16 protein-coding genes are annotated in these 18,507 nt (G+C 54.1%); 8 read left to right on the forward strand and 8 right to left on the reverse strand.

Translation table 11 applies throughout. The features are described 5' to 3' along the window. Window positions 1-13: 13 nt before the first annotated feature. The 5 genes from ACUY4S_RS04645 to ACUY4S_RS04665 all read right to left on the reverse strand — a co-directional run bounded on the left by ACUY4S_RS04645 (window position 14) and on the right by ACUY4S_RS04665 (window position 5,078). Window positions 14-1,303 (reverse strand): ABC transporter substrate-binding protein, encoded by a 1,290-nt coding sequence (locus ACUY4S_RS04645; RefSeq protein ID WP_312691697.1) that lies wholly within the window; start codon window positions 1,301-1,303, stop codon window positions 14-16. Window positions 1,304-1,323: 20 nt separating this feature from the next. Continuing rightward, entirely contained in the window at window positions 1,324-2,451 is a 1,128-nt protein-coding gene (locus ACUY4S_RS04650; protein WP_312691698.1) for an ABC transporter ATP-binding protein, read from the reverse strand. Window positions 2,452-2,463: 12 nt separating this feature from the next. Beyond that, window positions 2,464-3,366 carry a carbohydrate ABC transporter permease gene (locus tag ACUY4S_RS04655; RefSeq protein WP_312691699.1) on the reverse strand — a complete coding sequence of 301 codons (903 nt, stop codon included), beginning with the start codon at window positions 3,364-3,366 and terminating at the stop codon, window positions 2,464-2,466. Next, window positions 3,359-4,249 carry a carbohydrate ABC transporter permease gene (locus tag ACUY4S_RS04660; protein ID WP_061493306.1) on the reverse strand — a complete coding sequence of 297 codons (891 nt, stop codon included), beginning with the start codon at window positions 4,247-4,249 and terminating at the stop codon, window positions 3,359-3,361. Before ACUY4S_RS04660 ends, ACUY4S_RS04655 begins: the two co-directional genes overlap by 8 nt. Before the next feature lie 502 nt (window positions 4,250-4,751). Then, window positions 4,752-5,078 carry a cupin domain-containing protein gene (locus tag ACUY4S_RS04665; protein ID WP_312691700.1) on the reverse strand — a complete coding sequence of 109 codons (327 nt, stop codon included), beginning with the start codon at window positions 5,076-5,078 and terminating at the stop codon, window positions 4,752-4,754. A 147-nt stretch (window positions 5,079-5,225) separates the two neighbouring features. Between ACUY4S_RS04665 and ACUY4S_RS04670 the strand changes: the two genes are divergently transcribed. Further along, complete coding sequence (locus ACUY4S_RS04670; RefSeq protein WP_312691701.1) at window positions 5,226-5,918, forward strand: aspartate/glutamate racemase; 693 nt, start codon at window positions 5,226-5,228, stop codon at window positions 5,916-5,918. Here the strand turns inward: ACUY4S_RS04670 and ACUY4S_RS04675 are convergent. Continuing rightward, the gene (locus tag ACUY4S_RS04675) at window positions 5,915-6,841 is read right to left on the reverse strand and encodes a LysR family transcriptional regulator (protein WP_458022156.1); all 927 of its coding nucleotides are present in this window, start codon (window positions 6,839-6,841) and stop codon (window positions 5,915-5,917) included. The two genes, ACUY4S_RS04670 and ACUY4S_RS04675, sit on opposite strands and share 4 nt — an antisense overlap. 121 nt (window positions 6,842-6,962) lie before the next feature. On the opposite strand from ACUY4S_RS04675, the gene lysA reads away from it, so the two are divergent. Then, the gene (gene lysA / locus ACUY4S_RS04680) at window positions 6,963-8,225 is read left to right on the forward strand and encodes a diaminopimelate decarboxylase (RefSeq protein ID WP_458022155.1); all 1,263 of its coding nucleotides are present in this window, start codon (window positions 6,963-6,965) and stop codon (window positions 8,223-8,225) included. Here the strand turns inward: lysA and ACUY4S_RS04685 are convergent. Then, window positions 8,222-9,235 (reverse strand): LacI family DNA-binding transcriptional regulator, encoded by a 1,014-nt coding sequence (locus ACUY4S_RS04685; RefSeq protein WP_458022154.1) that lies wholly within the window; start codon window positions 9,233-9,235, stop codon window positions 8,222-8,224. The genes lysA and ACUY4S_RS04685 overlap by 4 nt on opposite strands. A 232-nt stretch (window positions 9,236-9,467) precedes the next feature. Here ACUY4S_RS04685 and ACUY4S_RS04690 point away from each other — a divergent pair, with 232 nt between their 5' ends. From ACUY4S_RS04690 to ACUY4S_RS04705, 4 genes are read left to right on the forward strand one after another with little or no spacing between them, the layout of a single operon-like run. Continuing rightward, window positions 9,468-10,796, forward strand: a complete 1,329-nt coding sequence (locus tag ACUY4S_RS04690) for a PTS sugar transporter subunit IIC (RefSeq protein WP_312691705.1) — start codon at window positions 9,468-9,470, stop codon at window positions 10,794-10,796. Between the two features lie 7 nt (window positions 10,797-10,803). Next, window positions 10,804-12,231 carry a glycoside hydrolase family 1 protein gene (locus tag ACUY4S_RS04695; protein ID WP_458022153.1) on the forward strand — a complete coding sequence of 476 codons (1,428 nt, stop codon included), beginning with the start codon at window positions 10,804-10,806 and terminating at the stop codon, window positions 12,229-12,231. 31 nt (window positions 12,232-12,262) lie between these two features. Beyond that, a complete protein-coding gene (locus tag ACUY4S_RS04700; RefSeq protein WP_312691707.1) occupies window positions 12,263-13,036 on the forward strand; it encodes a GntR family transcriptional regulator in 774 nt (257 codons plus the stop codon). Further along, a complete protein-coding gene (locus tag ACUY4S_RS04705) occupies window positions 13,033-13,482 on the forward strand; it encodes a GNAT family N-acetyltransferase (protein WP_312691708.1) in 450 nt (149 codons plus the stop codon). The genes ACUY4S_RS04700 and ACUY4S_RS04705 overlap by 4 nt, the downstream gene beginning before the upstream one ends. A 61-nt stretch (window positions 13,483-13,543) precedes the next feature. Here the strand turns inward: ACUY4S_RS04705 and galR are convergent, their stop codons facing one another. Next, complete coding sequence (gene galR / locus ACUY4S_RS04710; RefSeq protein ID WP_312691709.1) at window positions 13,544-14,551, reverse strand: HTH-type transcriptional regulator GalR; 1,008 nt, start codon at window positions 14,549-14,551, stop codon at window positions 13,544-13,546. A gap of 610 nt (window positions 14,552-15,161) precedes the next feature. Between galR and aas the strand changes: the two genes are divergently transcribed. Together aas and lplT are read left to right on the forward strand one after the other, a co-directional pair. Then, window positions 15,162-17,321, forward strand: coding sequence for a bifunctional acyl-ACP--phospholipid O-acyltransferase/long-chain-fatty-acid--ACP ligase (aas, locus tag ACUY4S_RS04715; protein WP_458022152.1), 2,160 nt, complete (start codon window positions 15,162-15,164; stop codon window positions 17,319-17,321). Further along, on the forward strand, window positions 17,314-18,507 hold the full coding sequence (gene lplT, locus ACUY4S_RS04720; RefSeq protein WP_312691711.1) for a lysophospholipid transporter LplT: 1,194 nt from the start codon (window positions 17,314-17,316) through the stop codon (window positions 18,505-18,507). The genes aas and lplT overlap by 8 nt, the downstream gene beginning before the upstream one ends.

Consider the following 18,507-nt stretch of genomic DNA (forward strand, 5'->3'; position numbering starts at 1 on the left):
TGACGGTAAAACGTTAGCGCATGGCGCGTTTCAGGATACGTTCAGCCTGGCGCTGGAAGTCGGCAGCGGTTTCTTCTACCGTTTTCTGGCCGTAGTCGATGTACTGAATCGCGGTGCCGAACTGGGCCACAATCTGCGGATCGTCAAAGTACGGCGAAACCGAGAGCTTGGTCGGCAGTGATTGCGCCAGACGCAGGCCCGCAACAGCCGGATCGCCATCTTTGATCGCCCCGTTGTCGGTCAGCGTTTTCACCGCGGCTTTGCTCAGCGGAACGCCACGTTCCAGCCCCAGCGTTTCTGCGCCTTCTTTGCTGTTCAGGAGGAAGTTAATCACCTGCGCCGCTTCTTTCGGGTGCTTGGTGGATTTACCAATCGACAGCATCTGCGCCGGTTTGAAGAACAGACCCGCATCCGTTGCTCCTGGCAGCATTGGGTAATCACCCAGCACCAGTTTGGCTGGCGGCTTCAGGTTGTCGGAATATTTGGTGATGGTGGAGTTCCACATATAGGTACCGGCCCACTCACCTTCGATCCATGGTTTCATTTCATACATGTTGCTTTTGCCGAACGAGGCATAGTATTTCGAGTCCGGCATTACGTGGCTGTCGACCAGTTTTTTATACATCTGGAAGAATTCCACCCACTGCTCATTGGTGTAGCTGAATTTCTTCGCTTTCTCGTCCACGGCAGGAATGTTGTATTTCTGCACCATGTAGGAGTTCAGCAGCGCCAGTGTATCCTGGTGTTCCAGGACAACCGGGTAGTACTGTTTGCCGAGTTTGCTCTCGAAGGTTTTGCCCGCAGCTAACAGATCGTCCCAGGTTTTCGGGAAGGCGACACCGGCTTTTTTCCACTGCTCATCGTTAAAGTAGAACACGCGTGCGGTCACGGAAATGGGAATACCGTTCAGCTTGCCGTCCACGGTGGTGGATTTCAGCTCTTTTGCGTCGAACTGGCTCAAATCGATGATGTCTTTCACCTGGTTAAGGTCGTAAAAACCGTCACCGGATTTTGAGAAGATCGGCAGCCAGTTCCAGTTGGTCTGCATCACGTCCGGCTCGGTACCGCCCGCGATCTGCGTGGTCAGACGGGAGAGGTGCCCGTCCCAGCCGGTGTACTCAGATTTGACCGTAATATTTGGATGCTGTTGATGGAATTCTTCCAACGCTTTTAATGTCACCTGATGACGACCGTTGCCCCCCCACCAGGACATACGCAGGTCTACATTATCAGCGGCGGTTGCGGGTACAGCGCACATGCCCAGGGTTGCGGAGATAACGGCGCCTAATAGCACTTTTTTCATTTTTATACTCCAGTTTTTATTTACAGAGAGATGTTCTGTTCCGTTTTGGCGTCAAAAATATGACACTTATTCATATCAAACTTAAAGTACACTTTCCGGTGAAGTCCTTTTTCAATCATAGGCTTAGCTTCATCAGAAGGGATTCGGGCAGTCAGCTCGTAGTCGCCCACTTTCAGGTAAACAAAGAACTCGTGTCCCATGTTTTCTACTCGCACCAGATCGCCTGAGCCGCAGTCATCAGCAAAAGGTTGATCGGCGACGGAGACGAACTCCGGACGCACGCCAAAGAACACCTCTTTGCCTTCATAATCCGCAACTTTTTCCTGCTGCCGGGCATTCAGCGCCAGCGTGTCGTGACCGACCGTGATGTGTAACTGGTCGTCTTTTTTCACTATCTTCGCCGGTTTGATGTTCATTTCCGGCGCGCCAATAAAGCCCGCCACGAACATGTTTTTCGGGAAGTGATAGAGATTATCCGGGGTATCTACCTGCATGATATGGCCAAGTTTCATCACGCAGATACGGTCGCCCATGGTCATCGCTTCGGTCTGATCGTGCGTGACGTAAACGGTGGTTGCCGGTTTACCGGATTTCTTCAACTGCTTATGCAGGTCAGAAATACGGATGCGCATTGAGGCGCGCAGTTTGGCGTCGAGGTTGGAAAGCGGTTCATCAAACAGGAAGACGTCCGGTTTTTTCACAATTGCGCGACCTACCGCCACACGCTGTGCCTGACCACCCGAAAGCTGGCGTGGCAGACGATCCATCAACTCTTCCAGCTCAAGGATTTTTGCCGCTTCATCCACTTGTTTGTTGATTTCGTCTTTCGGCATCTTGCTGAGCTTGAGGCCAAACGCGAGGTTTTCGCGCACGGTCATATGCGGATAGAGCGCATAGTTCTGGAACACCATCGCGATTCCGCGCGATTTTGGCGCGAGGTTGTTGACGATCTTTTCGCCGATGCGCACTTCGCCGCCGCTGATGGTTTCCAGACCTGCGAGCATACGCAGGGTAGTGGATTTGGCGCAGCCAGACGGGCCGACAATGACCATAAATTCACCGTCGGCGATTTTCAGGTCGATACCATGTACCGCTTTGAAGCCGTTGGAGTACACCTTTTCCAGTTTGTTGAAAATAACTTCAGCCATGATATTTCCCTCTTAACCTTTAATTCCGCTGCTGGTCACGCCCTGTACGAAGTAGCGCTGTGCCAGGAAGAAGACAATGATGGACGGCAGAATGGAGATACTCGCCATTGCCAGAATTTCGTTCCACGGTGCGCCTTCGGTCACGTCGATGGACATTTTCAGCGCCAGTGCGATGGGGTACTTATCCACGCTGTAGACATAAATCAGCGGGCCGATAAAGTCGTTCATCGACCACATAAACTGGAACAGCGCCACCGAGATAATCGCCGGTTTCAGGATTGGCACCACCACGTACCACAGCACCTGCCAGGAGTTACAGCCGTCGATCTGCGCGGCTTCTTCCATGTCACGCGGTACACCGCGCAGGAACTGAATCAACATAAAGACGAAGAACCCGTGAGTAGCGAACGCCGTCGGCAGATACAGCGGCATATAGCTGTTGAGCATGCCCATTTCACGGAACATCAGGTACTGCGGGATCAGCAGCACGGTGCTGGGCAGCAGCATGGTGGCGATAAGCGTACCGAACCAGAAGTTCTTCCACGGGATCTCAAAGCGGGCAAAACCGTACGCCACAATGGTGGAAGAGATAATGGTCAGGATCACTTTCGGGATCACATACTTGAAGGTGTTCAGCATGTAATGGCCAAAGGTGTATTCCGTGCCGGTTTTCCAGCCGTTGATAAAACCATCCCAGGTGGCGTGCTCTGGCCACAAGCCCAGCGTGGTAAAGATCTCGTGGTTCGGTTTGAACGATGCCGAGAACATCCATGCCAGTGGGTAGAGCATCAACAAGCCGACAAACAGCAGGATCACATAGCGGATCCACGCGCTCACTTTCTCGCGGCGCAGGGTACGCGCCACTTCACGCTCAGCTTCCTGCATGCCCGGCGTGACGTGTTGGATATCAGCCATTTTTGCCTCCCTTATCGGCAGAGTAGAACACCCAGTATTTCGACGACTTAAAGGCGATAGAGGCGAAGACCGCCACCACCAGGAACAGAACCCAGGCCAGCGCTGCGCCGTAGCCCATATCGAAGTACTTGAAGGCTGTGTCGTAGATATAGAGCGAGAACAGATAGGTGTAATAGGTCGGGCCGCCGCCTGTAATGACATACGGGCCGGTAAATTCCTGGAACGCCTGCGTGGTCTGCATGATGAAGTTGAAGAAAATCACCGGCGTAATCAGCGGTACGGTAACTTTCATAAACATCTGCCATTTACTGGCACCGTCGATCATGGCTGCTTCGTACTGCGATTGCGGCACGTTTTGCAACGCAGCAAGGAAGATGACCATCGCCGAACCAAACTGCCACACACGCAGTAATGTTACTGACATCAGGGCCAGTGACGGTTCGCCCAGCCAGTTAACCGGATCAAGGCCGAACACACCGATAAAGCTGTTCAGCAAGCCATCAATAGCAAACAACGCGCGCCACAGCACGGCGATCGCCACTGAGCTCCCAAGAATTGAAGGAATGTAGTAAGCGGTACGGAAAAAGCCGATACCGCGCAATTTAAAGTTCAGAACAAAGGCAATACCCAGCGCAAAGGCGAGCTTCAGCGGGATGGTCAAAAATACATACGCAAACGTGACGCCCATTGATTTCCAGAAGAGGGTGTCTTCGGTAAACATGTAGCGGTAGTTTTCGATGCCGTTAAATACCGGCGGGCTCATCAGATCATACTCAGTAAAACTGAGGAAGAACGATGAGATGAATGGGAATGCCGTAAAGACTATCAGCCCAATAACGTAAGGCGATATCCAGGCCAATCCCAGTAGTCTGTTTTCATTCATACATACCTACCTGGCGAACAATGGTGTAATACGGATTCGGAGATTAACTTCTTTCCCCCGCCGCCTGGGCGTACAGGGGTAAAAACAGGTTCTGCGTGTGCGCTTGATCACAATGTTTCGCGTAATCAATGTGATATGAATCTTTAACTGCCCGAAATCATTAGCAAATTTCCGGGTTTTAAAATGCTGCGAACTGACATTCTTGATTTGTAAAACATCGTTTTAAAATATTTTATTGAGTTTTAATTTTCCGTCATTCGATTAATTCGTGAAATGTGATCAAAGTCGAAACGATGTTTCAATAAGGTGAGGTGGGTGTCATTTTTGCCGATAAAACACGGGTTTCACCAGAAATAAATGGCCGCGGGATAAGAAAGGAAACGCTGATGAAATATCGCAAAATGAAATCATTTAAATCTTAAATGATTATCGGGCGAAGTATTGTATGACGGTCATATGAAGAAAAACGCCCTCAAAAATGAGGGCGTTGTTCAGTTGGGGATCAGGATTTTAAAAAATCTTCGCGCACCGGGGTGAAGGTATCCAGCAGGGTGCCGGCTTTCAGACATACGCAGCCGTGCATAATGTGCGGTTGCTTATAAAGAGTATCGCCTGCCGTGACGATATGTTTCTCATCACCGATGGTAAATTCGAATTCACCGGATAAAACATAAGTGAGTTGTTCATGAGGATGGTTATGCATTGGGCCGACGGCGCCTTGTTCAAAATTGACCTCGACGGCCATCATTTTGCCGTCATGGGCCAGAATACGGCGGCTGACACCGTTGCCCAGATCGTCAAGTTGTGTGTCTTTATGAAAGATAAACATCGGGCTGTCCTGTAGTGGTATTAAATGATGAAACAATGTTTCAAATAATTTATCTCAGGCTCGCGTAAAAATAAATGGCAGGCCAGAGAAGTTGAAAGCTGATCACAACTTTGATTGACTGGGTGCAAAACCCGACGGAGAGACACGATGAAAACAATAGGATTGCTGGGCGGCATGAGCTGGGAATCGACCGTTCCCTACTATCGCCTGATCAATGAGGGCGTCAAAGCGCGCCTGGGTGGCTTACACTCCGCCAGTTTGCTGTTGCACAGCGTGGATTTCCACGAGATTGAGACTTGCCAGGCCACGGCGCAGTGGCATAAAGCGGGTGAAATTCTTGCCCAGGCGGCGGCAGGCCTTGAGCAGGCAGGCGCGCAGGCGATCGTGTTGTGCACCAACACCATGCACAAAGTCGCGGGGCAAATCGAGGAACGCTGCCATATTCCTTTTCTTCATATTGCCGATGCCACGGGACGGGCGATTGAAAACGCCGGGCTGCACAATGTTGCCCTGCTGGGCACGCGTTACACCATGGAGCAGGATTTCTATCGCGGGCGTCTGGAAAAACAGTTCGGCATCAAAACGTGCGTGCCAGGCCCGGAAGATCGCGAGCGCGTCAATGAGATCATCTTCGATGAGCTGTGCCTTGGCACTTTTACCGACGAGTCGCGCTATTACTTTTTGAATCTGATCAAACAGATGGCCGCAGAAGGCGCGGATGGGGTGATTTTTGGCTGCACCGAAATTGGCCTGCTTTTGCCGGAGACACACTGCCCGATTAAGGTCTTTGACACGGCGGCACTGCATGCTGCCGATGCGGTCAACTTTATGCTCTCTTAACGTGCGGTGAGCATGGCAGCCAACGGCTGAGCGATCAGCGGCATGGCTGCCTGCAAATGGCGGGTAAAAGCCTCGACCAGTGCCGATGCCGGGCGATGCAGCGGGCGGATGAGGCTGACGGTAAACGGCACATCAATGCTGAACCGCCGCACTGCCACGCCGCTGGCGGCATAATCCAGCGCGGTTAACGGGTTCACCACGGAAATACCTACGCCAGCACGCACCATCGCACAGACCGAGGCGGCACTGTGCGTTTCCAGCACCATACGGCGCTTCACCTGATGTTCGCTAAACAGCTGATCCAACAGCTGCCGGTAGCTGTCAGTACGCGACAGACTGATGTAATTCTCACCCTGGAAATCCGCCGGTGTCAGCATGCTTTTGCGCGCCAGCGGGTGTTCCTGCGGCATGACGCAGACTTCATTACAGGTTAACAGCGGGGTGCGTTCCGTCCCGGCGGGGGTGCTCAATGTTTCCGTTAGCCCCAGATCGTGACGCTGGGCTGAAAGCCACTCCTCCAGCAGCGGCGACTCCTGCGGCACAATATTGAGGCTCACGTCCGGGTAGCGGGCGAGGAATGGCTGTAGCAGCAGCGGTAGAAATGACTGCGAGAAAACCGGTAAGCAGGCAACGGATAATTCCCCCTGACGAAATTCGCGCAGGCTTTCCGCTGCGCTGACAATTCTGTCCAGCCCGTACCAGGAGCGCTGGACTTCTTCAAACAACCGTAACCCCTGCACGGTAGGCTGCAGGCGGCCGCGTGTCCGCTCAAACAGCGTTAACCCCAGCACTTTTTCAAAGCGCGCCAGTTCTCGGCTGACGGTGGGCTGTGAGGTATGCAACAGTGCGGCGGCTTCAGTCAGGTTGCCGGTGGTCATCACCGCATGAAAAATTTCGATATGGCGCAGGTTCACAGCAGGCATGGCATGCATCCGTTTCGCGGGGTTATCCATATCATTTTTGCATAGAGTAGAGATAAAACGATATTTTTTATTCTCTTCGCGCTATGGCGTAATGGTCAAAAATGATCACCGGAGCCAGACCATGCCACGCTCGTTACACCAGACTGAAACCGACCTGAATGCCGCTAACCTGCTGAAACTTCCTGCTGAATTTGGCTGCCCGGTATGGGTATATGACGCGCAAATCATTCGCGGGCAAATTGCCAAACTGCGCGACTTTGATGTGGTGCGTTTCGCGCAGAAAGCCTGTTCTAATATTCATATTCTGCGCCTGATGCGTGAGCAGGGCGTAAAAGTTGATTCCGTGTCGCTGGGCGAGATCGAGCGTGCGCTGGCGGCGGGTTACGATCCGCAAACGCACCCGGACGATATCGTCTTTACCGCCGATGTGATCGATGAGGCGACGCTGGCCCGCGTTACGGAACTGGGCATTGCGGTTAACGCCGGTTCGGTGGATATGCTGGAACAGCTAGGCGCGGTATCGCCGGGCCACCGCGTCTGGTTGCGAGTTAACCCTGGTTTTGGTCATGGTCACAGCCAGAAAACCAACACCGGCGGCGAAAATAGCAAACACGGGATCTGGCACAGCGACATGGGCGCTGCGCTGGCAGTAATGCAGCGCTATCAGCTGAAACTGGCGGGCATTCATATGCATATCGGTTCCGGTGTTGACTACGCGCATCTGGAGCAGGTGTGTGGCGCGATGGTACAGCTGGTGGTGGAGTTTGGTCAGGATCTTCCTGCTATTTCCGCAGGCGGCGGCTTGTCCATTCCTTACCATGAAGGGGATGCGCAGGTTGATACGGCGCACTATTACGGTTTGTGGAATGCTGCCCGCGAGCAGATTGCCCGCCATCTTGGGCACGCGGTGAAACTGGAGATCGAACCGGGGCGCTTCCTGGTGGCGGAGTCCGGTGTGCTGGTGTCACAAGTGCGCAGCGTAAAGAACATGGGCAGCCGTCATTTCGTATTGATCGACGCCGGTTTTAACGATCTGATGCGCCCGGCAATGTACGGTAGCTATCACCATATTACCGCGCTGGCGCGCGATGGTCGCGACCTGCAAAATGCGCCACTGATCGAGACGGTAGTCGCCGGGCCGTTGTGTGAATCGGGTGATGTTTTTACACAGTTAGAGGGCGGCAAAGTGGAAACCCGCGCGCTCCCTGCGGTGGCGCCGGGCGACTACCTGGTATTGCATGATACGGGCGCGTACGGCGCTTCGATGTCGTCTAACTACAATAGCCGACCGCTACTGCCGGAAGTGCTGTTTGATAACGGTGTGGCATGGCTGATTCGCCGCCGTCAGACCATTGAAGAGCTGCTCGCACTGGAGCTGGGTTAAGCCTTCTGATACGGTCCCGCTGCCACCGACTCGCGTAAGACCAGCGTGCCGGTAAACGGCGGGATTGCCGCTGTTTCTTCGTTGTTTGCCGCTTTAATCGCCTGATCAATGGCGGTGGTGATCATGGTGTCGATGGGCAGATAAACCGTCGACAGCGCTGGCTCCAGCCAGCGGGCACCGGGCGAGTCATCAAAGCCGAACAGCGAGATCTCCTGCGGAATAGTCAACCCCGCCTGGCGGATAGCTTTGGATGCGCCGAGCGCCATGTCGTCATTACAGGTGAACAGGGCGCTGATCTTCACCCCCTCTTGTAACATCTCCCGACAGAGTTCAAAGCCGCGTGTCATGGTGGCGTCGCCATACTTCACTTTGGCCGGATCCCAGCGAATGCCGTGTTTTTCCAGAGCCTTACGATAGCCCATTAGCCGTGATTTCCCGGTTGGCGTGTGGATAGGCACAGTAATGCAGCCAATATCCCGGTGGCCCTGGCTTATCAGATAATCCACGGCCTGAAAGGCAGCATCCTGCTGCTCGAAGAAGACACATTTGTCGTGCGCCTGCGCCACTTCACGGTTTATAACAATCAGCGGCATGGGCACGCTGTCGATCAGCCGCAGAATCGCTTTTTCGCGCATAAATCGGGTGTAGAGAATAATGGCGTCGCAGCGGCGGTCGGCCAGCATCTGCACCGCCAGCTCTTCCCGCTCCGGCGTATCGTGCCCGTCGGTAACAATCAACTGCTTGCCATGCAGTTCCGCCTGGCGCGACGCCTGTTGTAGCAGACGGCCAAAATAGAAACCATCAAAGCTGGACACCACCAGGCCAATACTGTTGCTGGTGCGGTTTGCCAGGGAGCGCGCAAGGAAATTAGGCCGGTATCCCAGCTCTTCCATTGCTTTAAAAACCTGATTGCGGGTGCTCTCTTTAACCTGCCCCGTATTGTTCAGAACGCGGGAAACCGTGGCTTTTGATACCCCGGCGCGCAGTGAAACGTCCAGCATTGTGACCATGACAAATTCTCGTTTCGCATAATAGCGGCAGTCTACCACACTCGGGAAAAGCCCTGATAAAAGCAAGGTGGTATGCCAATGGAGAAAAAAGCCGCATTTTGGAATACCAGAAACGGCGATGCGAGGCGTGTCACAGAACTTTTTCCCATCCATGACTATTTTTGGTATGCCAAATGGGATTCAGCTGTATCCCGGTTTCGATAATAAAACCCCTTTACTGAGGTGTTAACCCATGGCCCTACAAGAAAAGCTCATCGATTCTCTGGGTAGTTTTGCGACAAAATTCAACAGCTATCGCTACATCATGGCGATCAAATCTTCGTTTATTACTCTGATGCCGGTGATCATCGTCGGCGCGTTTTCCGTTCTGATCTCTAATATGGTGTTAGATCCGAAAAACGGCCTTGCCAGCTTCCAGTCGCTGTCGTTCCTTGCGGCGTTAAAACCCATCACCAGCGCCATTAATTACGCGACGCTGAATTTCCTCAATATTGGCGCGGTGTTTTTAATCGGTATCGAACTCGGGCGCATTAACGGCATTAAGTCCCTGTTTCCCGGGCTGCTGGCGGTAATCTGCTTTATTTGCGTAACCCCTACCACCGTGGAAATGCTGGTAGACGGGCAGATGCATGTGGTGAAAGACGTGCTGCTGCGCCAGTTCTCTGACACCCGCAGTCTGTTTTTAGGGATGTTTATCGCGATCTTATCCGTGGAAATTTACTGCTGGCTGGAAAACCGCGAAGGGCTGAAGATCAAAATGCCGGACACGGTGCCGCCCAATGTTTCAGCCTCGTTTTCGGCGCTGATCCCGGCGATCATCACCACTACCGTGATCGCCACGTTTGGGTTTGTTTTTCAGAAAGTGACCGGCATGTATCTGTATGACGCGGTTTACCAGGTGGTGCAACAGCCGCTGGAGCGCGTGGTGCAAAGCCTGCCTGGCATCCTGCTGCTGATGTTTGTCGCACAGTTGTTTTGGGTCATTGGTATTCATGGTAACCAGATGATCAAACCGATCCGCGAACCGCTACTGCTCGGGGCGATCACCGTAAATATGAGTGCCTTTGAGCAAGGCAAAGAGGTGCCTAACATCATCACCATGCCGTTCTGGGATGTCTATATGAGCATCGGTGGCTCCGGGCTGACTATCGGTTTGCTGATCGCGGTGATGATTGCCACCAAACGCAAAGAGATGAAAGAGATCGCCAAACTCTCGATCGGCCCGGGGATCTTCAACATTAACGAACCGGTGATATTCGGTATGCCGATCATGCTCAACCCGATCCTGGCCATCCCGTTCATTATTACCCCGCTGGTCACGGGATCGATTGGTTACTTTGCTACAGTGACCGGGTTTGCCGGTAAAGCCGTGGTGATGGTGCCGTGGACGACGCCACCGTTGATCAACGCCTGGCTCTCGACCGCAGGTTCAATGGGCGCAGTGGTGACGCAGCTCATTTGCATCATTACCGCCGTTATTATCTATCTGCCGTTTGTGAAAATTGCCTCACGCCGTGCAGAGCAGGCGCAATTGCAGGCCGAAACGGCGTCTAACTCCTGAGGATGCCATGAGCACGAAAACAATCGCTATTCCCCCGTCGTTTATTCTCGGGGCTGCCGCTTCTGCCTGGCAAACTGAAGGCTGGATCGGCAAACGGGAGGGGCAGGACTCCTGGCCAGATCTCTGGTACAAAAACGATCGCCATGTCTGGCACGAAGGCTATGGCCCGGCGGTGGCAACTAACTTTTACCAGCGTTTTCGGGAAGATGTGCAGCTGATGAAGCAGGCGGGGTTGACGCACTACCGCACCTCCATCAACTGGTCGCGCTTTCTGACCGATTATGAGAAGGGCGTGGTAGATGAAACCTACGCCGCCTATTACGACGAACTTTTTGATGAGATGCAGCGCCACGGCATTGTGCCGATGATCTGCCTTGAGCATTACGAACTGCCGGGTTACTTGCTGGAAACGTATGGCGGCTGGGCGTCAAAAAAAGTGGTGGAGCTTTACCTGCTATACGCCAGTAAGGTATTTGAACGTTTTCATCATAAAGTGACGCGCTGGTTCACTTTTAACGAGCCGATTGTGGTGCAAACCCGCGTTTACCTTGATGCGTTGCGCTGGCCTTACGAGCAGAACACCGGCACATGGATGCAGTGGAATCACCATAAAAACCTGGCGACGGCGAAAGTAGTTAATTTATTCCGCGAAAAGGGCTACGCCGGCACGGTGGGGTGTATTCTGAATCCGGAAGTGACCTACCCTCGTTCCCGCGCGCCGCACGATGTGCAAGCCGCAGAGCGTTACGATCTGTTCTATAACCGCATGTTCCTCGACCCGATGGTGAAAGGCCACTACCCGCCAGAGCTTTTTGCGCTACTGGAAAAACACCAGGTCGCCTGGGATTACAGCGAAGAAGAGCTGGCGATCATCCGTGATAACACCGTGGATGAACTGGGGATTAATCTCTACTATCCGCACCGGGTTAAAGCGCCTTCCCGCGCCTGGCACCCGGAAACGCCTTTCCACCCCGCTTATTATTATGAACCGTTCGAATTACCTGGGCGGAGAATGAATAAATCCCGTGGCTGGGAGATCCTGCCGTCGATTATTTACGACATGGCCATGCGCATTAAAAATGAGTACGGCAATATTCCGTGGTTTGTGGCGGAAAGCGGAATGGGTGTCGAGAACGAAGGACAATTTCGCAATGCGCAAGGGGTGATTGAAGATGATTACCGCATTGCGTTTATCGCTGAGCATTTGTGGCACACTTTGCGCGCGCGGGAAGCGGGCGCGAACTGTCAGGGCTATATGTTGTGGGCGTTTACCGATAATGTCTCGCCAATGAACGCCTTTAAAAACCGTTACGGGCTGGTGGAGATCGATTTGCACAACAACCGCGACCGCCGGGCGAAAAAGTCGTTGTCGTGGTATCGCAGGTTAAGCGATGACCGTCAGTTGACCCTCACCCTTGATGATGACGTAAAATAGAACGCAATAACTGAAAAGCGCAGGTGATATTGTGGAGAAGGCCGTCGTCCCGCCGGAAAAAAAACAGTACCAGGAGATTGGCGAAGATCTACGTGAGCAGATCATCAACGGGCATTACCCTGTTGGCTCTCGTTTGCCGCCGGAGCGCAATATCGCGGAAAAATATGGCGTTAGCCGCACGATTGTGCGCGAAGCCCTACTGATGCTGGAACTGCAAGGCACGGTGGATATTCGCCAGGGGTCGGGCGTGTATGTGATGCGCATACCGCAGGCGCATGAAAACGAGGAGGAGCGTTTTTTAAGTAGCGATGTTGGCCCGTTTGAGATTTTGCAGGCGCGCCAGTTGTTGGAAAGCAATATTGCCGCGTTTGCCGCGAAAATGGCGACCCGGGCGGATATCGACAATCTGCGGCGCATTCTCGAGCAGGAGCAGCGCGCCATCGCTATGAATGACACTTCGCAGGATAACAGCAAGATGTTCCACCTGGTGCTGGCCGGTGCGTCGCAAAACCAGATGTTGCTTGCGACGGTGGAGAGCATCTGGCACCACATGGACAGCAGCCCCCTCTGGCAACAGTTCAATGTGCACATCGCCAGCCGCCCGTACCGCCTGAAATGGCTTGGCGACCGTCAGACGCTACTGGCGGCGCTGCGTCGACGTGATGTGATGGGGGCATGGCAGGCTATGTGGCAGCATCTCGAAAATGTAAAAAAAAGTCTGCTGGAATTGTCCGACGAAGATGCGCCGGATTTTGACGGCTATCTGTTTGAGTCGGTGCCAATCTTTCAGGGAAAACTGATGTGAACATTGTTCCCCTATATGAAGTGCCGCAAATGGCGGAACAGGTCACTGACTGGCTGTGGCGCGAGTTTGGCGATTCGTTGCCGCGGGACTTTTTCGCCAGCATTATTCAGCACAGCCAGACGCCGGGGCAGTTGCCATTGACCTTTGTACTGCTCGACGGGAACGCGCTGCTGGGCACGGTGGGGCTGTGGCGCTGCGATTTGATCAGTCGCCAGGATCTGTTCCCGTGGCTGGCAGCGTTGTATGTCAAAGAGAGTGCACGTGGTCAGGGGCTGGCCGGGCAGTTGCAGCGCCATGTGATGGCGCAGGCCCGGCTGATGGGCTTCAGCCAGCTGCATCTCTACTCGGCGTGTCGTGATTTTTATGAGCGTTTTGGCTGGAACTATATCGGTGACGCGCTCGATTACCCCGCTACCCGTGTGCACCTTTACCGTATTGCGCTGTGAATTTTGCCGGAGGGGGCCAGCAAAAGCCGGATCGGCGTCAGCACCCCTCCGGCAAAAGGAATTAGCTCTCTTGCGGCGCGATAACTGAATGGCGGCGCACCAGCGTTGGGTTAAACAGGTGAGTAATGTCCGGTAATGGCTGACTGGTCGCCAGCGCCAGTGCTAATTCAGCCGCCTGCGTTGCCATGGTGACTATCGGGTAACGTACTGTTGTCAGGCGCGGGCGGACATAGCGCGACACCAGCACATCGTCGAAACCAATCAGCGAAATCTCGCGTGGGACGTCAATACCGTTATCATTCAACACGCCCATCGCCCCGGCCGCCATTGAGTCGTTATAACAGGCCACTGCGGTAAAATTTTTCCCGCGTCCCAGCAGTTCGGTCATCGCCTGTTCGCCGCCGCTTTCATCCGGCTCGGCAAATGTTACCAGCCGGTCGTTACACGGCAGACCGTTCTCTTTCAGCGCATCGTAATAACCCTGTAACCGGTCTTCGGCATCTGAAATCGCATGGTTTGAACAAAGATAACCAATGCGCGTATGGCCCTGCTGAATCAGGTGGCGTGTCGCCAGCCAGGCACCATAACGGTCATCCAGCGCCACGCAGCGCTGCTCAAAGCCGGGTAAAATGCGATTAATCAGCACCATGCCCGGTATCTGCTTCATGAGTGAAGCAAGATCGTCGTCGGGGATGATTTTGGCATGCACGACCAGCGCCGCGCAGCGATGGCGTATCAACTGCTCAATGGCTTTACGCTCTTTCTCTTCATTATGATAGCCGTTGCCAATCAGCAGAAAATTACCGGTGGCAGAAGCCACCTGTTCGACGGCTTTTACCATCGCGCCAAAAAAAGGATCAGAAACATCACCCACGACCAGGCCGACGCTTTCCGTCGACTGTTGCGCCAGGGCGCGGGCGTTTGCGTTGGGGTGGTAATTTAACGAATCCATTGCAGTTTGCACCGCCTGACGTGAGGCTTCGCTCGCTTTCGGCGAGTCGTTGATCACACGGGAAACTGTCGCGACAGAGACGCCAGCCAGCCGTGCTACATCTTTTATGGTCGCCATGGCGCACCGTCCTTAGAGGTAAGCGTTTACACACTCTGTAGTGTTACGGAAAAGGGAGGGCTAATCAAGGAAGTTGCCCGTCAGGAGTATGCAAACGTGAGCTGACGCGGAGGACCGGGTGAAAACGTTACACAGCAAAGTTTTACCGATTAATACAGCTAAAATCTTTCGTTACACTTTGCGAAGGGCTGTTTCGATTGTCCGCTGGTGGGGGCATCGCCCCCGTGACAGAGTAGGGATCCCAGAGGTATTGATAGGTGAACGCAACCCTCAGGGTTGCACACTCGAATTGCACCAACCTGCGCAGATGCGCAGGTTTTTTTTTGCCTGCCGCTGCGTGTAACAGGAATCGAAAATCAACATACCTCGTTTCACTTCGGCTCACTCTCTTGCTTTTTCTCGCTGGCGATGCCCTGCGCCCCACGCCACAATCAAGATCCCAGAGGTATTGATTGGTGATTTATTCTGTACGCTCTTCGTACTTATTGATTGCACCAACCTGCGCGGACGCGCAGGTTTTTTTTTGCCTGCGTTTTCCCTCCTGCGCTTCTCGTGTAATCTGCCACAATTTGAAAATAACGTGCTTAATTGACTGGCAAAAGGAGTTGAAATGCTACTGGGCTTTTTTCGCGGCCTGTTTCGCGTGTTGTTCCGGGTACAACTGACCGGAAAGACGCAGGCACTGCGCGGCGAACGTGTGTTAATCACCCCGAACCATGTCTCATTTATTGATGGCATTCTGCTGGCGTTGTTCCTGCCTGTGCGCCCGGTTTTCGCGGTTTATACCTCCATCAGTACCCAGTGGTACATGCGCTGGATCAGTTCAATTATCGATTTTGTTCCGCTGGATCCCACCAAGCCGATGTCGATTAAACATCTGGTGCGACTGGTTGAGCAGGGGCGTCCGGTAGTGATTTTTCCGGAAGGGCGCATTTCGGTTTCCGGCTCGCTGATGAAAATTTATGACGGTGCCGGGTTTGTCGCGGCAAAATCCGGTGCAACAGTGATCCCCGTGCGTATTGACGGTGCCGAACTGACGTTTTTCAGCCGTCTGAAAGGGCTGGTAAAACAGCGACTGTTCCCGCGTATTACATTGCACATCCTGCCGCCGACAACCTTGCCGATGCCGGATGCCCCGCGTGCCCGCGACAGGCGTAAAATCGCCGGAGAGATGCTGCACCAAATCATGATGGAAGCCCGCATGGCAGTGCGCCCGCGTGAAACGTTGTATGAAGCTTTGCTTTCGGCACAGTATCGCTATGGCGAAAAGAAACCTTGCGTAGAAGACATTAATTTCACGCCGGACAGTTACCGCAAGCTGCTGACCAAGACACTCTTTGTGGCGCGTCTTCTGGACAGATACAGCGCGCAAGGGGAAAAAATCGGCCTGATGCTGCCGAATGCCGGTATCAGCGCTGCGGTGATTTTCGGCGCCATTGCCCGCGGGCGTATTCCGGCGATGATGAACTATACCGCCGGAGTGAAAGGCCTGAGCAGCGCCATTACTGCCGCGCAGATCAAGACCATCTTTACCTCCCGCACTTTTATGGATAAAGGCAAACTCTGGCACCTGCCGGAGCAGTTAACGCAGGTGCGTTGGGTTTATCTGGAAGATCTGAAAGGCGAGGTAAGACTGGCCGATAAACTTTGGATATTCCGCCACTTGCTCATGCCTTTGAAAGCGCAGGTTGCCCAGAAAGCGGAAGACCCGGCGCTGATCCTGTTCACGTCGGGTTCTGAAGGCAACCCGAAAGGGGTGGTGCACAGTCACAAAAGCCTGCTGGCCAACGTCGAGCAAATCAAAACCATCGCCGACTTTACCGCCAATGACCGCTTTATGTCGGCGCTGCCGCTGTTTCATTCGTTCGGTCTTACCGTCGGGTTGTTAACCCCCCTTCTGACCGGGGCCCAGGTGTTTCTTTACCCCAGCCCGCTTCACTACCGGATTGTGCCGGAACTGGTCTACGACCGTAACTGCACCGTACTGTTTGGCACCTCGACATTCCTTGGCAATTACGCGCGCTTCGCAAACCCGTATGACTTTTTCCGCCTGCGTTATGTTGTTGCCGGGGCGGAAAAACTCCAGGAGAGCACGCGCCAGTTATGGCAGGACAAATTTGGGCTGCGCATTCTTGAAGGTTACGGCGTGACCGAATGTGCGCCAGTGGTGTCGATCAACGTGCCAATGGCGGCGAAGCCGGGAACGGTCGGGCGCATTCTGCCGGGTATGGATGCACGCCTGATGGCGGTACCGGGCATTGAAGAGGGCGGCCGGCTGCAATTGAAAGGCCCTAACGTGATGACCGGCTATCTGCGGGTGGAAAACCCCGGCGTGCTGGAAGCGCCCGCAGCGGAGAATATCCACGGCGAGCTGGAGCCAGGCTGGTATGACACCGGCGATATTGTGCGATTTGACGAGCAGGGTTTTGTGCAGATCCAGGGCCGTGCGAAGCGGTTCGCTAAAATTGCCGGCGAGATGATTTCGCTGGAGATTGTAGAGCAGCTGGCGCTGGCTGTGTCGCCGGACAAACTGCACGCGACGGTTGTTAAGAGCGATGCCAGCAAAGGCGAAGCGCTGGTGATGTTTACCACCGATAGCGAACTAACGCGCGATAAGCTGCAGCAGCAGGCACGTGCGCAAGGTGTCCCCGAACTGGCCGTGCCGCGTGATATCCGTTTCCTGAAACAGCTACCGGTGCTCGGCAGCGGTAAGCCCGATTTTGTTACGCTGAAGAGTATGGTCGAAGAGGTCGAGTCTTATCATGCCTGAGTCAGTAAGCACTAACTCCTCGCTGTGGACGCGAGGAATGATGGCGGTGATTGCCGCCCAGTTCCTCTCTGCATTTGGCGATAACGCGTTGTTATTTGCGACGCTGGCGTTATTAAAGGCCGAATTTTACCCCGACTGGAGCCAGCCGGTACTTCAGATGGTGTTTGTGGGCGCTTACATTCTTTTTGCGCCCTTTGTTGGTCAAATTGCCGACAGCTTTGCCAAAGGCCGGGTGATGATGATAGCTAATGGCTTGAAATTACTGGGCGCGGCCAGCATTTGCGTCGGCGTTAACCCGTTTGTTGGTTATCTGTTGGTGGGCATTGGCGCGGCGGCGTACTCGCCGGCCAAATACGGTATTTTGGGTGAAATCACCACCGGCGATAAGCTGGTTAAAGCCAACGGCTTAATGGAATCCTCCACTATTGCGGCGATTTTGTTGGGGTCGGTTGCTGGCGGTGTGCTGGCCGACTGGCATGTGCTGGCATCACTCGCGGTGTGTGCGCTGGTGTATGGCGGCGCGGTGGCGGCAAACGTGATGATCCCGAAATTGCCGGCGGCGCGTCCGGGGCAATCCTGGCGGTTTACGCCGATGACGCACAGTTTTTTTAGCGCCTGTAGAACATTGTGGCGCAACGGTGAAACCCGGTTTTCTTTGGTCGGTACCAGCCTGTTCTGGGGCGCAGGGGTAACGCTGCGCTTCCTGCTGGTGTTGTGGGTGCCGGTGGCGCTGGGGATGACCGATAACGCCACGCCGACCTACCTCAACGCGATGGTGGCGGTGGGGATTGTGGCAGGCGCAGGTCTGGCGGCGAAGCTGGTAACACTGGAAACCGTTGCCCGCTGTATGCCTGCCGGGATCCTGATTGGTGTGGCGGTGGTGTTATTTTCATTACAACACGCATTATTGCCCGCTTATGGCGTGCTGATGCTGATTGGCATGTTGGGTGGTTTTTTTGTTGTGCCGCTGAATGCGCTGCTGCAGGCGATTGGCAAAACCTCGGTGGGTGCAGGCAACGCCATTGCGGTGCAGAATCTGGGTGAAAACACGGCCATGCTGCTGATGCTGGGGCTTTACTCGCTGGCAGTGAAAGTGGGTGTCCCGGTGGTTGGCGTCGGCGTCGGTTTTGGCGCGTTGTTTGCGCTGGCGATTGCGGCGCTGTGGATCTGGCAGCGCCGCCGTTAA

Source organism: Kosakonia beeri (genome assembly GCF_054165705.1).

Bases quoted from the DNA above. Each gene is read 5' to 3' on its own strand.
- ACUY4S_RS04645 (WP_312691697.1), bottom strand. From the start codon at position 1,303: ATGAAAAAAGTGCTATTAGGCGCCGTTATCTCCGCAACCCTGGGCATG.
- ACUY4S_RS04650 (WP_312691698.1), bottom strand. From the start codon at position 2,451: ATGGCTGAAGTTATTTTCAACAAACTGGAAAAGGTGTACTCCAACGGC.
- ACUY4S_RS04655 (WP_312691699.1), bottom strand. From the start codon at position 3,366: ATGGCTGATATCCAACACGTCACGCCGGGCATGCAGGAAGCTGAGCGT.
- ACUY4S_RS04660 (WP_061493306.1), bottom strand. From the start codon at position 4,249: ATGAATGAAAACAGACTACTGGGATTGGCCTGGATATCGCCTTACGTT.
- ACUY4S_RS04665 (WP_312691700.1), bottom strand. From the start codon at position 5,078: ATGTTTATCTTTCATAAAGACACACAACTTGACGATCTGGGCAACGGT.
- ACUY4S_RS04670 (WP_312691701.1), top strand. From the start codon at position 5,226: ATGAAAACAATAGGATTGCTGGGCGGCATGAGCTGGGAATCGACCGTT.
- ACUY4S_RS04675 (WP_458022156.1), bottom strand. From the start codon at position 6,841: ATGCCTGCTGTGAACCTGCGCCATATCGAAATTTTTCATGCGGTGATG.
- lysA (WP_458022155.1), top strand. From the start codon at position 6,963: ATGCCACGCTCGTTACACCAGACTGAAACCGACCTGAATGCCGCTAAC.
- ACUY4S_RS04685 (WP_458022154.1), bottom strand. From the start codon at position 9,235: ATGGTCACAATGCTGGACGTTTCACTGCGCGCCGGGGTATCAAAAGCC.
- ACUY4S_RS04690 (WP_312691705.1), top strand. From the start codon at position 9,468: ATGGCCCTACAAGAAAAGCTCATCGATTCTCTGGGTAGTTTTGCGACA.
- ACUY4S_RS04695 (WP_458022153.1), top strand. From the start codon at position 10,804: ATGAGCACGAAAACAATCGCTATTCCCCCGTCGTTTATTCTCGGGGCT.
- galR (WP_312691709.1), bottom strand. From the start codon at position 14,551: ATGGCGACCATAAAAGATGTAGCACGGCTGGCTGGCGTCTCTGTCGCG.
- aas (WP_458022152.1), top strand. From the start codon at position 15,162: ATGCTACTGGGCTTTTTTCGCGGCCTGTTTCGCGTGTTGTTCCGGGTA.
- lplT (WP_312691711.1), top strand. From the start codon at position 17,314: ATGCCTGAGTCAGTAAGCACTAACTCCTCGCTGTGGACGCGAGGAATG.